12 protein-coding genes are annotated in these 14,008 nt (G+C 41.8%); all 12 read left to right on the top strand.

Annotated features, from left to right (window positions below; translation table 11 throughout):
- Window positions 1-128 precede the first annotated feature (128 nt).
- Window positions 129-1,121: an HsdM family class I SAM-dependent methyltransferase gene (locus tag DN730_RS03965; protein WP_281270486.1), complete on the top strand. Its 993-nt coding sequence runs from the start codon at window positions 129-131 to the stop codon at window positions 1,119-1,121.
- A complete protein-coding gene (locus DN730_RS03960; RefSeq protein WP_211313816.1) occupies window positions 1,118-2,302 on the top strand; it encodes a restriction endonuclease subunit S in 1,185 nt (394 codons plus the stop codon). Before DN730_RS03965 ends, DN730_RS03960 begins: the two co-directional genes overlap by 4 nt.
- Window positions 2,299-3,183 carry a hypothetical protein gene (locus DN730_RS03955; protein ID WP_115466786.1) on the top strand — a complete coding sequence of 295 codons (885 nt, stop codon included), beginning with the start codon at window positions 2,299-2,301 and terminating at the stop codon, window positions 3,181-3,183. The genes DN730_RS03960 and DN730_RS03955 overlap by 4 nt, the downstream gene beginning before the upstream one ends.
- A gap of 74 nt (window positions 3,184-3,257) precedes the next feature.
- The gene (locus DN730_RS03950) at window positions 3,258-3,392 is read left to right on the top strand and encodes a zinc ribbon-containing protein (RefSeq protein WP_115466785.1); all 135 of its coding nucleotides are present in this window, start codon (window positions 3,258-3,260) and stop codon (window positions 3,390-3,392) included.
- A 398-nt stretch (window positions 3,393-3,790) separates the two neighbouring features.
- Complete coding sequence (locus DN730_RS03945; RefSeq protein WP_115466784.1) at window positions 3,791-4,246, top strand: DUF2846 domain-containing protein; 456 nt, start codon at window positions 3,791-3,793, stop codon at window positions 4,244-4,246.
- A 54-nt stretch (window positions 4,247-4,300) separates the two neighbouring features.
- Window positions 4,301-4,699 (top strand): hypothetical protein, encoded by a 399-nt coding sequence (locus DN730_RS03940; RefSeq protein ID WP_115466783.1) that lies wholly within the window; start codon window positions 4,301-4,303, stop codon window positions 4,697-4,699.
- Between the two features lie 48 nt (window positions 4,700-4,747).
- Window positions 4,748-5,812 (top strand): endonuclease NucS domain-containing protein, encoded by a 1,065-nt coding sequence (locus DN730_RS03935; RefSeq protein ID WP_115466782.1) that lies wholly within the window; start codon window positions 4,748-4,750, stop codon window positions 5,810-5,812.
- Window positions 5,813-5,847: 35 nt separating this feature from the next.
- Window positions 5,848-6,168, top strand: coding sequence for a hypothetical protein (locus tag DN730_RS03930; protein WP_115466781.1), 321 nt, complete (start codon window positions 5,848-5,850; stop codon window positions 6,166-6,168).
- A 77-nt stretch (window positions 6,169-6,245) separates the two neighbouring features.
- Complete coding sequence (gene zorA, locus DN730_RS03925; RefSeq protein ID WP_115466780.1) at window positions 6,246-8,117, top strand: anti-phage ZorAB system protein ZorA; 1,872 nt, start codon at window positions 6,246-6,248, stop codon at window positions 8,115-8,117.
- Window positions 8,117-8,875, top strand: coding sequence for an OmpA/MotB family protein (locus DN730_RS03920; RefSeq protein ID WP_115466779.1), 759 nt, complete (start codon window positions 8,117-8,119; stop codon window positions 8,873-8,875). The genes zorA and DN730_RS03920 overlap by 1 nt, the downstream gene beginning before the upstream one ends.
- A gap of 2 nt (window positions 8,876-8,877) precedes the next feature.
- Window positions 8,878-10,815, top strand: a complete 1,938-nt coding sequence (locus DN730_RS03915) for an EH signature domain-containing protein (RefSeq protein ID WP_115466778.1) — start codon at window positions 8,878-8,880, stop codon at window positions 10,813-10,815.
- A gap of 12 nt (window positions 10,816-10,827) precedes the next feature.
- Window positions 10,828-13,851 (top strand): DEAD/DEAH box helicase, encoded by a 3,024-nt coding sequence (locus tag DN730_RS03910; RefSeq protein ID WP_115466777.1) that lies wholly within the window; start codon window positions 10,828-10,830, stop codon window positions 13,849-13,851.
- The last annotated feature ends 157 nt before the right edge of the window (window positions 13,852-14,008 follow it).

The following is a 14,008-nucleotide window of genomic DNA, read 5'->3' as shown; positions in this document are numbered from 1 at the left end:
GCGTGGTGACAAAAATATAAAAATGTCACCATCTAGAATGGTAACCTATGGACAATTTGGAAGCCGCCTACAATGCAGAGAAATCATGGCCTACAGCCCTTGTCACCAGTGACGAATGTTACGGGTGAATGGGTACCGCAGGTTTCTTGGCGCGTACCATGGAATACCTCAATCGCAAGCACTCTAGCCCCGAAGCGATTTGGCAAGATGAAGAGGGCAACCAGCATTACCCTGGGGATTTGCTAGAGCCATACCGCGAACACGTGAACGACGATATGTTCTGGGGCTTGGACTTTGATACCACCATGCTACGTGTATCGAGCATGAACATGATGCTGCACGGGGTCAATGGTTCCAATATCGTCTACCAAGACACACTGAATAAATCCATCCGTGAGAACTTCCCCAAGCAGGAAGAAAACTTCTTTGATGTGATCCTAGCGAACCCGCCTTTCAAAGGTAGCCTAGACGAAAGTAACACCAACCCTGAACTGCTCAGCATGGTCAAAACCAAAAAGACTGAGCTGTTGTTTGTGGCGCATATTTTACGCTCCCTCAAACTCGGTGGCCGTGCTGCTGTGATTGTGCCAGATGGCGTATTATTCGGCTCTTCCAAAGCCCACCAACAGCTACGTAAAGAGCTGGTCGACAACAACCAACTGGAAGGCATTATCAGCTTGCCCAGCGGTGTGTTTAAACCTTACGCCGGTGTCAGCACCGCAATTCTGCTATTTACCAAAGGCGGCACAACGGATCGAGTCTGGTTCTATGACCTACAAGCCGACGGCCTATCTCTAGACGACAAACGCACGCCACTAAAAGGCGAAGGCACTAACGATTTGCCAGACGCCATCGCCAAATGGAAAGCCTACCGCCAGTTGGTACTCGACAACGCACCCGCAGAGCAAATCTTAGAGCAATTTGGTGATAAGACCCAAAAAGCTTTCGTCGTGGATTCCGCCGACATCGCCAGCAATAAATACGATCTCTCCATCAATCGCTATAAAGAAGTGGTCTATGAAGAAGAGCAATACGAAGACCCGAAAATCATCCTTGGCAAACTCATGGCCCTAGAAAATGAAATCATGGCAGACCTAAAGGAACTGGAGGGGATGCTATGAAATGGCCGATGGTAAAGTTGGGAGATATCTTTGATATTACTTCGAGTAAAAGAGTGCTCCAAAAAGATTGGACCAAAAGTGGTGTTCCATTTTATCGAGCAAGAGAGGTGGTAACATTATCAAAGCAAGGCTTTGTAGATAATGACCTGTTTATCTCTGAGGAAATGTATTCGGAATTTAGTGAAAAATACGGTGTACCTCAAGAGGGGGACATTCTTGTTACTGCTGTAGGTACTCTCGGGCAGACTTATGCAGTAAAAAAGAGTGATAAGTTTTACTTCAAAGACGCAAGCGTTATTCGCTTAAGTAAAAAACAAGAAGTGGATACTTCTTATGTTCAATATGCTTTAAAAAGTCCCGATGTGCAGAGATTCATCCAGAATTCAAGCGGCGCAACTGTAGGGACTTATACGATTAGTCGTGCTAATGAGACCGAAATCCCACTTCCTCCACTGGAAGAACAAAAACGCATCGCTGCCATCCTCGACAAAGCCGACACCATCCGCCGCAAACGCCAACAAGCCATCGACCTCGCCGACGAATTCCTACGCTCCGTTTTCTTGGATATGTTTGGCTCGAAAGTAAATAAAAGTGGATGGGAAGAGGTTAGATTTGATGAAGTTGCTTTTATAGATGCAAAAATGGTTGATCCAAGAGAATCTGAGTATCTAGATTTACTGCATATCGGTCCTGATAGAATTGAAAAAAATACCGGTAAGTTGCTCCCAGCGCTCACTGCAAGAGAGGAAAATTTAATAAGCAAGAAGTTCTTGTTTGATCAAACCTATGTTCTTTACTCAAAAATACGTCCATATCTTAGAAAAGTAGCATTACCAAATTTTGTTGGGCTTTGTTCTGCTGATATGTATCCAGTTAGACCAAAGGATGGTCTTTTAACACGCGAGTTCCTTTGGCAACTTTTATTATCTGACGATTTTACAAAATATACCGAAACACTTCCTGATCGTGCGAGCATTCCGAAGTTAAACCGGAATGAGTTGACTAGTTATCGTTTCAAGTTGCCACCCATCGATTTGCAAGAGAAGTTCTCGGCTATTTTAAGAAAACAATACCAAGGGTATTTATCCAACAAGGCATCAAGAAAAATAAGTGATTCAGCTTTTGGAGCGTTAAGTCAAAAAGCATTTTCTGGGGAGCTTTTATCAGGAAAATGGACATGAAATTTGGATTTTTGAAAGATAAAATTGAATTCGAATGTGAAGGCTTCTCAGTTAAAATATTGGAGGGGTTTGATGAAAAAATGGACATTTTTCGTAGCTCTTATCCGGTTAGTGGAGGTTTTATATATGCCCCGCAGAAACAACTTCATCATTTACCAAAAGAGAAGAAGCAATTTAGTTCGCCTGAACCAATGGTAAGTGGCCAGCTTCTATTTCTTCCTCCTACCCATGAGATTTGTTCAACATATGATGACGAACATAATGCATTTTTAATCTTAGGATATGGCTTTCTTCAAGGACTTTACTTGTGTCCAGAAGGTCAAGGTGCTTTTGGTAGAACCCCTTATGAGCCTAGTTCAATTAATGGACTGCTATTGTATCGGAGTGATCGAGAGAAAGGGATGGAAGTGATCAACCAATATTTTATCAACGCAAATGTCGAACAAAGGTCACAGATGCGAGCGTGTATTCATTGGTTTCTGATCGCTTACTCAATGGATCATGAATGGGAAAGGTTTGATGCATACTATAAGGTATTGGATGGACTATTTAGATTGAATTTTAAGTTAAACCCTAATAACTCCAAGTCCATCCTGCATCCTGAGCGCCCTGTCGAATTAGCAAGTCTATACGGTATTCAGATTCCTTCTTGGGCGGTTATCGAGGATAAAAAGAGTGTATTAAGTGTACAGCGAAATGAACTAGCTCATGAGGCGACTTTCGCTAAACAGCCAATCGGATTTGCTTTGCCTCAAGAAAACTACTCATTTGAACTTTGTGCTTTTTTAACGAAATTAATCGCTGCAACCCTTGGCTTGAAAACGGATTATCTCTATTCAGAACCAGATATGCGCGAAAAGTGGCGCTGGGAGATAGAGTAATGGCTTTGATATCTCGATACTCCCAATATCGAGTGCTGTATCGCTAACGGGGATAGATCTAAAAGGAGAGAGTTATGTCTACGACCGGCGAAAAACCAGGTAAAGGCACTTATACGTGCACCATTTGCGGTGAAACAGTGAGATTGGATGATACGAGTGATCGTTTACCACCGTGTCCGAGATGCCATAACACCGATTATAAACCGTAAAAGGTGCAGCCTCACGTTTCGTACGTGAGGTTTTTAATGAGAATGTTGAGAAGAGTGCATTGGCATGAAGGTGATAGCAGTGTCTGCCTAGCGTACAGCAATGAAAACGTGACTGTAGAAGCTTGTCTATTTGGAAGTTCAAGTCTTCCTGAAACTTTGATTGAGACCCACAAGGGAACGACTGCCCTGAAAACACCGGAACGGAGGAGAAAGCCTATGAAAGATAGTTTAGTAACCAAAATCTCGCGTTGGGCCAAGGCGGCTGTTATCACTGTTTCACTGGGGTTAAGTGGTGTGACCCACTTTCAGCCCAATGTGCTTTTCTAAAATCGCTACAGAAATCTATAAAGATTGGATTGTGTAGCAATATAAATTGATCTGGCTCAGATGGAGTAGACATGGATCGTTATAAATTTCTTATTCTCGGTGTTTTAGCAGTCTCTATTACGGGGTGCTCTACCGTTAAATACCTGCCGGAAAACTTTGATAGTACATCTGGCATTAGTGAGCCTACGGAAGGTAGGGCTGGAGTGTATGTCTATCAGGCCAAGACCGGAGTTATTGGTTCATTTTTGGATGTTGATTTCGAGATCAAGGGTTATCCTACTGTCCCAATCAATACAGGTGAATACGCTTATTTTGAAGTTCTTCCTGGGAAGAGCGAATATAAGCTGGCGGGTGGGATCTTGCCTAAGTTTGAGCCTGTTGAATTCGAAGCAGGCCATAACTATTTTTTTAGGGCTTATCTAGTAGGTTTTCACGATGCGTCTTACCTAGTGGGCAACCAGCCAGAAATAGATGCAGTGAAGCAGAGTATTGTATCTGGGCGGTACGAGCTGAATACCGTTGATTAAATATTAACAAGCAAGTTAAGAATGTTTAATTGTATTAATTAAGGAAAGTTGTAAATGAAGGAACGTATTCAAGAGTTAGCGGATAAATCTAATTTAGAAGTTAAAGAGGCAGAAAGAGGATTTTCGGTTCTAAGCAATGGTAGGCAAATTCGGTTCTTCTTTAAAGAAGATAAGCTAATAGAGTTTCTTTTGGATCCTGAACTCGCATCAGTTGAGCAAGGGAGCGCTGATGATAGTGAATTGAAGGAAATTCCTAGTGCGGACGAAATTAAAAAAACGATTGTTGAGAGAACTACTATTGAAGTGCGTGAAGTGGTGGTGACCGATGTAAGGATGCCATTTATGTCAATGGTCTTTTTTATGGTCAAATGGGCAATCGCATCGATACCTGCATTTTTAATCCTAGGGTTTATTTATACTTTAATAATTCTAATCTTAAGAGGCGTTTTCTAAACTCAGTCGCTTAATTTATAAAGTGTTAGGCTTGAAAAGGGCTTATTTATGGCTGTACAACATGGAATTTGGCGAATTGGTTCGAAACCAGAGCCGCTTAAACCTGTGAGATTAGAGACAGAATTACTACTTGAGCAACAAATTGTTCAAGACGTGTCGATTCTTAACGAAAACTGGCTGTTGATTGGTCGACAGGTGTATACCGAGTTTGGCAAGTACATCGATTTGCTAGCAATCGACGCTACAGGCTCAATCATTATCATTGAGCTAAAGAAGCATAAAACACCTAGAGATGTTGTCGCTCAAACGATTGACTATGCCTCTTGGGTGGAAACCTTGCCTTCAGAACAGGTTTCCGAAATTTACCAAGACTTCGCTAAAAAGCATGGTCATGCTTTAACCAGTATCGATACAGCATTCCAAGAAAAATTTGGCGTAAAGCTCCTCGAAGAAGACATCAATAGCTCACATCAGATGGTTATTGTCGCTGCCGAGTTAGATGCCAGTACAGAGCGGATCATTAACTATCTAAATGACAAAGCTGGGATTGCCGTCAATGCCGTATTTTTTACCGTTTTCCAAGATGGCGGTAATCAATACCTCAGCCGAGCTTGGATGATAGACCCTGTTGAAACTGAAGAGCATGCCATCAATACCAAGCAAAAAGGCGATTGGAACGGAGAGTTTTACTCAAGTTTTGGCGCCTACAGTAATGGCCGAAACTGGGAAGATGCGCTTCAACACGGCTTCATTTCAGCAGGTGGTGGGCATTGGTACAGCAAAACCTTATTCATGCTAAAACCTGGTGATAGAGTCTGGGTCAATATACCGAAAACCGGCTATGTAGGCGTTGCAGAAGTGACTCATCATGCCGTCGTAGCCGACGAATACATCAACGAGGGTATGAATCTAAAAGGCTCATACAACTTCGCTAAAGTCGTTGGTGAAGATGATGCCGAATACTTCGTAGCGGTTCGATGGATTAAGTCCGTCGCTGAAACCGACGCCGTGAATGAAGTCGGCTTGTTTGGTAACCAAAACTCCGTCGCAAGGCCAAGAGCTTCTAAATGGGATTACACCGTTAAGCGGTTGAAAGAGGTTTGGAAGCTTTAAATATAGAAATCTAACGAGCGGGGCTTAATTAGCCTATGAAGAGTGACAATGAGATTGTATTTAATTTATTGGATCAATACTTAAACGGCAAGCAACTAACTAGGGCAGAGCTAGTGTTGATGCGAAACTCTGGAATAACTAGCAATATTGAAGATCTTTTAGTTAAGGGACCGAAATTGGGTTCGGCTTCAAAGAAAAAGCTAAATAAACTACTTAACATGATTACCTCCCTTAACGGGAAAAAGTTACAAAAGAAGCAATTCTCACCTATGTACCAAGGGCTTAAGGACTACAATCAAGAGCTATGTAGCTCAGTATCAGGCGGCGGTACAAATGGAACAGGAAAAAAACGCTAATTGTGCAGTTAATTTACAATCAAATTTAAGCCAAAAATCGTCGAAAAGGCTCATATTTTAGTTAACAGGAGTAAACAATGATCGATCTGATTTGGTCAAACATCGAGCTTCTTTGGCCATTTTCTTGGCTTGGTCGTTCATTCATAATTGCAATGGGGATGATTTTCTTTTTCGCTATTTATCGAGTTTCGGCGCTTAACGGTCGTGCGAAGAATAATATCCTGCAAATTAAAGCAATCTTGGAAGGGCAAACCACAGATTCTTTGTATGAGAACATTGGCGATATCCGAGTTAAAGCCAAGAACTCTGAGAATCCTGTGATTCAAAGCCTTTGGCATGAGTTTGACGAAAGTTTGGTGCTTGATCATCGTGAGAAAGGGGTTTTCAATACTCTCGACGCCGAGCATTTCTTCAATCCGCGTACTCTTGCATCAGGTATCACCTCTAGTCGTCTACTAGCAGCAACACCATCTTTCTTAACTGCTATCGGTGTATTAGGTACGTTTCTTGGTCTCACGATGGGTCTTAAAGGTCTTCATATTGAAAGCAATGAAATTGATGCTTTAAAAGACGGTATTGCCAGCATGATCAATGGTGCGGCGTTGGCATTCGTGACATCTGTTTGGGGTGTGGCATTAAGTCTTATTCTCAATGTTATTGAAAAAAATACAGAGCGGCGAATTATCAAGAAAATCGTGTTAGTCCAGCAACGAATTGACTTCTTATTCCCGCGTTTACCTGCAGAAAAATCCCTAGTCGATATCTCGAAATACACTGGCGAAAGCAGTGAAGCACTTCAGGAACTGCATGAACGTATTGGTGATCGCCTGCAAGAAACCATTTCTGGCGTGAGCGATAGCATGCAAGAAGCTTTCACAAATGCTCTTAACAATGTGATGGCGCCTGCTATGCAGTCTCTCGTAAGCAATACTAGCCAGCAGACAAGTGGTGTTATAGAGCAGTTGATCGGTAATTTTACCGAAAGCATGCAAGCCGCAGGACGAGGTCAAGGCGAATTGATGCAGAAATCAACTGAAGAAATGCGTCAAGCTGTGACTACCCTTAGCGATCAGATGAAGACGGTAGTAGACCAAACCTCCAATAATCACCAAGCAATGGCAAAACAGCAAGAACAAGCGTCGCAGCAGTTTAATGATCAGATGCGTTCAATGCTTTCTCAAAGTGAAGAGCGTCAGCAGACTATGGAGTCTAAGTTTGTTGAGACGCTTAATGCTCAACAACACGCACTAGCAGAACGTGAGAGCGAGCACCGAGATAAACTTCAAACACAGCTTGATAGCTGGTTAGAAAAGCAAGCTTTGCTAATCGAGACAATGAAAGATGCTGTAGAGCGCACACAGAGTCATATGGATTCTGTGATTGAGCAACACAAAGAGGTGGTTGGTGAGTTAAAGAGTATATCTGAAGCTTCAGCGACGAGTAGTCAAAACTTGTCAAATAGTTCTAATCAGATTGCGATGCTATCCGGTAATCTTGTTAAGGCAACAGAGTTATTTGATACACGCTTAGTGGAAGTAACGGATGCTATGAAGGGAATATCTAGCCAAAATGATGCGCTGGCGGCCCATGTTATCGAGCAAGCAAAAGTACTGCGAGGTTTAGAAACATCTTTAGTGACGACTACTGAGCGATTTGGTGAAACGGCGCAATTGGCTCAATCAGGCTTTAACGAGATGAAAGCGCATCAAACAGAGTTTATTGCAAACATCGAGTCATCATTTGAATCGTTAGGAAATAATCTGAAAGAACAAGTTTCAGTTATCGAACAACAGACAAATGAATGGCTGCGGTCATACTCTAGTGAAGTGAATACGCAAGTCAAAGAGCGTATGGAAATCTGGAACGATAAAACGCGTGAATTCAGTGATCAGATGGTGAGAACAGTACAAGGAATTTCTGATTTGGTGGATGAGTTGGAGCGTAAGTAATGCGTGTGTTCAAATCTGGGCAAGTTAATGTCGATGAGGAGAACCCTTACTGGATGTCCTTTTCTGATATTCTGTCAGGCTTGCTGATCTTGTTTGTATTGGCCTCTGTCGTGCTTATGGTTGAGCTGATGGAAGCAAAGCAGGAACTTGAGAATAAGCAAGAAGCGTTTACAGAAGAATTGGAGATGCTGCATAAAGCCGAAGGTGTTCGTAAAACCATTCTGCATGAGGCGGCAGAACTACTTCGCCAGAGAGGCATTCAGGTCACAGTTAGCGAAAACGAAACAGTTCTGAGTATCCCGAACGATATCCTTGGCTTTGATAGTGCGGCGTTTAATATCGGCCCTCAATTTGAGAATACGGCGTTGGAGATTGGTGAAGTACTATCTCAAGTAATCAATCAGGATGACCGAGAGCAATACTTAGATACTATTTTCATTGAAGGACATACGGATAGTAAGAACTTTAATGGCATGATGGGTAAAGGTAACTGGGGATTATCAACTTTTAGAGCGATCTCGTTATGGGAGCTTTGGCGAGATTCACTTCCAGATGATCTTAAACTTGATAGTGTTAAGAACCGTGACGGTAATCCATTGTTTTCAGTGAGTGGCTATGCTGCAACTCGACGCGCTGTTGAATCAGAAGTTACAGAGCAAGATTATCGGACCAACCGACGAATCGACATTCGTTTTACCATTCGACGTCCAAGCATTGCAGAGTATGAGTCTGTTAGAAATAGGCTGGAGATGCCGTAATTATGTTGCAGTTACCTTCTATTCCTAAGTTACAAGATGCTCAGTGGGAAAAAGTCACTGAAGAGTGGGTAAAGTTAACAGCGAATACTAAGAAGATTGCAGACGGAGCTGGGCAAAGCCAAGAGTTTAAAGCGCTTGAAGAGGGAATTCGCCGTTTAATCTTAAACGGCGAATTCGACCAGGTTAAGAAAGTAATTAAGAAAAGACGAGGTGTACGGGTTCTGACACAGCTTTGGATTGATAATGAAGATGTTAGGCGACGTTCACTTAACGATTCATTTATTGATCATATAAAAGAGCTACACCCGAAATTAGGGATGTCTTCTTTGATGAACCTAATTGCATTACTTTACCGCTATTTCGATATGCTAAACATCGATTCGGTTTTTGAAAAGTTAACGACTTGGCTGCAAGGGCAAATAGACTTTCGCTTAAGTGATCGAAAGCAACCAAGCAATACAATCTTGTCTTCTCTACATCAACATAAAAATTGGCTCTTTGATCTGTCTGCACCTAAGGCTGTGGTGGACTTAGCCAAGAAAAATCATCTTGACCTGAGTGACCAGCTTAAAAAGCTACGCCTAAATGATCTACCCCAAGGGCGCTTCTTAAATATCTGTCATGCGCAATACTATTTGGAGACTTTGAAAGAGATACCGTTAGGGGAATCTCATGACATCCTTGCTGAATTATCTAAATCCGAAGTGGCAAAGATGCCATATGAAGATGGTAAGCGAATCGGGCATATTGCTCTTGAAATTATGATAGATCGTTCAGGTGGTGCCCCATCTAGTATCTGGCAAAACTTTGTGCTCGATATGGCGGGTGATCCGCGCATAGCTAACACTGCAAAAAATTATCGTGAATGGTGGCAACCAATAGGTGAGCATCGTATCAAGATGGTGACAAGCTGGCTTGCAAAAGAAGACTTGCGTTTGTTCCTAGGGGCAATCGAAGAGTATGGGAAGCAATCCGGTGATGATGCTCTCAATAGAATGTTCCCTGCACGTAAAAAGTTCTTAGAAGGGCTATACGAGCACGGCATTATTCGAAATACAAGGCTGATGCTGGGGCAGAGTGCAGCTACTACAGTGAAGAAAGTACTTGGCAAGAGCATGACAACAAGTTTTATCAAGCTTTCTGACTCACACATGAATGATAAAGCTGTTATCTATTTAGATTGTGGAGAGTTCCATATAATTGAGGGCTCTCATCAATTTAAACTATGGATTTACACCGGCCTACCAAGCTCAAGGCTATCAGATTATTCCCTTAAATCTCTTAGTCATTTAGATTTAACAGTTGGCTTTGTTCGTGATTTTAATAAATCATATGATGGGAACTATAAAGCTATCACTCATTCGCCGACGACTTGGCAAAAAAATGCCATTGAGTTTTTGGCTGAAAATGGCGTGGTATTGGATCTTGAAAAAGTTCTTTCAAGGGAAGATTACCAAGTGTACATCAGGCGTTTTGGTGTGCCTGTTGTCAAAAAGATAAAGTCTGATTTAAGTAAAACACTTGAAGCTCAGATTCTTAGCGTAATAGAAATCAATTCTTCAATTAAAGGCAAATCTATAGTCAATGCTTTGCTTACAGAGTTTGGTTTGGTTGTTGAACGATCCAAGATTAACTCGATTCTGTATTCATTGAGATCAGAAGGCAAAGTATTGCTTGATGATGGCTACTTTTGGAGCTTGCCAAATACCAATAGTGATCATGTAACCCATGAACCTACTGCTCAGCAGAGTTTTGACGACCTTAGCGCTGAAGGAAGAAAAATATTACATAAGATTGAGCAACTTGGATCATGCAACCTATTTAACTTAAGAACCTCTCTGGATGTTACTGCTAATCATTGTTTGAAGTACATTCGTGGCGAGTTAGCTCCTTTTGTAGAAAAGGACTTTAATCAAATGTATCGCCTAAAACAGAAGTAAACGGATTTTCTTATGTCATTGTTTGATTTCGTAAAAAAATTGCTACCAAAAGACTCTACGTCTATAGAGCATAATTTATCTTATAAGCCTGTATTTGATTCTTTTGGTGTCAATTTTGTCACAGATCCAGCTGCATACCATTGTTTAAATCAAGGTCAAGGTGGAGGGCTTCAGCTTGTTCAGCATGTATTGCTGAAAATGCTTCAGGAGCGAACTGTTGCTGAGCCGCTGCCAAATGGTTTTCGTATCGATAGCGAAGAGGCTGTACTTTTAGACCCCGAAGATGCTGATGCTCTGGGACTACCAGTGCCTTTTGATGGTTCATTTGACCTTGATGTACAAGGGCGTACGACAAAGAGCGGTTTTACACTCACTTTGTTCGCGAAGCTAGGTAACAACAAATACCCAGTTCGTCGAAAAGGGCCGATTTTAGTGTTTAGTGAAAGTACTCAGTTCTTACTTTCTCCTAGCCAGTTAGATGCTATTAAAGCTGTTGAAGGGCACTCTGCTTTATCTGCTGACGAGCGTACAGAGTTAGCGAATGTCTTGGCTGTCGCTAAATTGCAACAAGCGACAAAGAATGGTTTAAATCTCGATCTAAAACATTTTGAAAAGTTTGAGCTAGTCCAACCAGAGAATGTCACCATATCCGCTAATCTGCGTGCAGACGGTAGCTTAGAACTTTCTCCAAGTTTGGGAGATGGTTCTTCATCAGAAGAGTTGCAGAACCGCTGGGTACAGCTTGCTGGTGATGGACAGGTCATACGGGTCAAAGACCGTATTGTTCTTTTATCAGATGAAAAGAAACAAGCGGTTCAGGAGGTTCTTCAAAACAGAACCATTCCAGCTAATAAGGTGGCTGAGTTTATTCAAACCCCCTCTGCATTCTTAGACGCATCGATTGTAAATTTAGACTTGGGTTTTTCTGTTCGAGTGGCAGGTATTGGCAAGATGGTTTATTTGCCATTTGGACAAGATAGCGATGCGAGCAACAAGTGGTTTTCGACTAACGTAGTCAGTGAGCCGCCAGAGCGCTTGGTTAAGCTTTTAGAATGCGATGAAGACATACAAGCGTTCGAACAAAGCTATGAACAAGCGAAAGGGCAAAAGGCTGATAGCGTTGTTGTCAATGATGAGTCGATTGATATTCGTGATGAACAGCGTGTCCAAGGGGCTTTAGCTGAAGCAAAAGATAAAATCGTTCAGTCCGGTGACGATCAAAATGACCTTGAGATAGAAGAGAGTTTAGTTCGCAAAGAAAAAGTCTCGTTGCTGCTAAAAGAGACCGACGAACATAACCAAGATATTGTTACTAAAGTCGAGAATCTTGATAAGTCACCAGACTTTGACCGGTCTAATCTAGCTAGATCTCCATTTCCACATCAGGAGTCAGGTATCAAATGGATGCTAGCCTTGTTGAAATCGGCACTAGGTGACGATCATGATGACTTATATCGTATTCAGGGGGCTTTGCTTGCGGATGATATGGGGTTAGGTAAAACCTACATGACATTGGTAATGTTGGCGGAATATCTAGCTCTGCAAAAACAAAATAGCCAACCTGAAAAACCAATTTTAATCGTTGCTCCATTAAGTTTGTTGGAAAACTGGGAGCAAGAGGTTGCCGTTACGTTTAACTCGTCACCGTTTAGGGATATTAAAATTCTCCAGTCTGGACGGGATTTAAAAGATTTTCGTAAGCAAGGGGCTGAGCGTGAGTCAATTCAATTAAGCTCGGTGATGAACGATACAAAAGCAGACTATGAATCAATACGCTACGCTCTGCATGTTGGTCCGGAAGCAGCGACTAAACGCCTTGATATGGATCGACGCATTGTTCTTACTACCTATCAAACCCTAAGAGACTATCAGTTCTCGTTGTGTGTGATTGATTGGGGCATTGTGTTGTTTGATGAAGCGCAGAACATTAAAAATCCTAACACTCAAGCAACCCGAGCAGCCAAAGCTCTGAAAGCAGATTTTAAATTGCTGGCAACAGGTACTCCTGTTGAAAACAGTCTTAGCGAGTTCTGGTGCTTATTTGATAGCGCACAGCCTGGCTTGTTGGGTGATTGGACATACTTTAAAGAGCGTTGGATCAAACCAATAAGTAATGCGGAAGAGGAAGATAAACCTGCTAAGCGTCTAGAAGTTGGTGAAGACCTTAGAGCTGCGGTTGGTCAATTTATGTTGCGCCGTACAAAAGAAGATGAGTTAACAGGGATGCCGACAAAGACCATTCGTACCGGCTTGCGACTGGATTTGGCCGATAATATGGCTTTTGCTCCTGATCTTGCCCAACAGATGTCAGGCGCACAGAAAATAGTTTATGACCAAATCATCGAAGATTATCGAAAATCTAAAGCCAAAGAGGATGGTACAGGCCATGCGCTCGCTGTATTACAAGAACTGCGTAAAGTTAGCCTCCACCCGCGTTTAGATCAAATTTTTAAAACGCCAGCCGGCTCCAGCAAAGAAGCGATGCAACAGCTTAACGAGTCCGAAAAGTTAAGAATGTTGTTAAATACTTTGCATGATATTCGCAATAAAGACGAAAAAGTAATTATCTTTGCTACCACTAAAAAGCTGCAAGCTGTGTTGAAAATATGCCTTGATAAGATTTTTGGATTGGATATTCATATCATAAATGGCGATGCTAAAGCTGTAGCAACTAAAAAGGATCAGTTGTCTCGTAAAGGTATGATTACTGATTTTGAGGCAAAAGAAGGTTTTAATATTATTATCATGTCACCTGTTGCAGCGGGTGTAGGCTTAACAGTCGTCGGTGCTAATCATGTTGTGCATTTAGAGCGCCATTGGAACCCAGCAAAGGAAGCACAAGCTACCGATCGTGTGTATCGTATTGGGCAAAAGAAAGATGTGTTTATTCATTTACCTTGTCTGCTTCACCCAGAGTACGATTCGTTTGATGTGAACTTAGATCGATTATTAGCCAAAAAGACTATGCTTAGAGACGCAGTTGTAACACCAGAGGTAGTCAATGAACATGAGCTTATGAACTCGATGGGTTTTTAGCATAATATTTTATATGTTAGATAATTTTTCTTACCTTGAAAATTTTGGTTTAATAGTTAAATAATTGATTTATATGTAGTTATTTATCTGGCACACCTTCTGCAATTCACAGATCAGTTCTCTCAAAGTAGAGAGTTGTTTTCACTGAATAACGAAG

Source organism: Marinomonas piezotolerans, from assembly GCF_003362755.1.
GTDB lineage: Bacteria > Pseudomonadota > Gammaproteobacteria > Pseudomonadales > Marinomonadaceae > Marinomonas > Marinomonas piezotolerans.
Note: the sequence above shows the minus strand (reverse complement) of the source record. Positions and strands in the feature narration are given on the sequence as shown.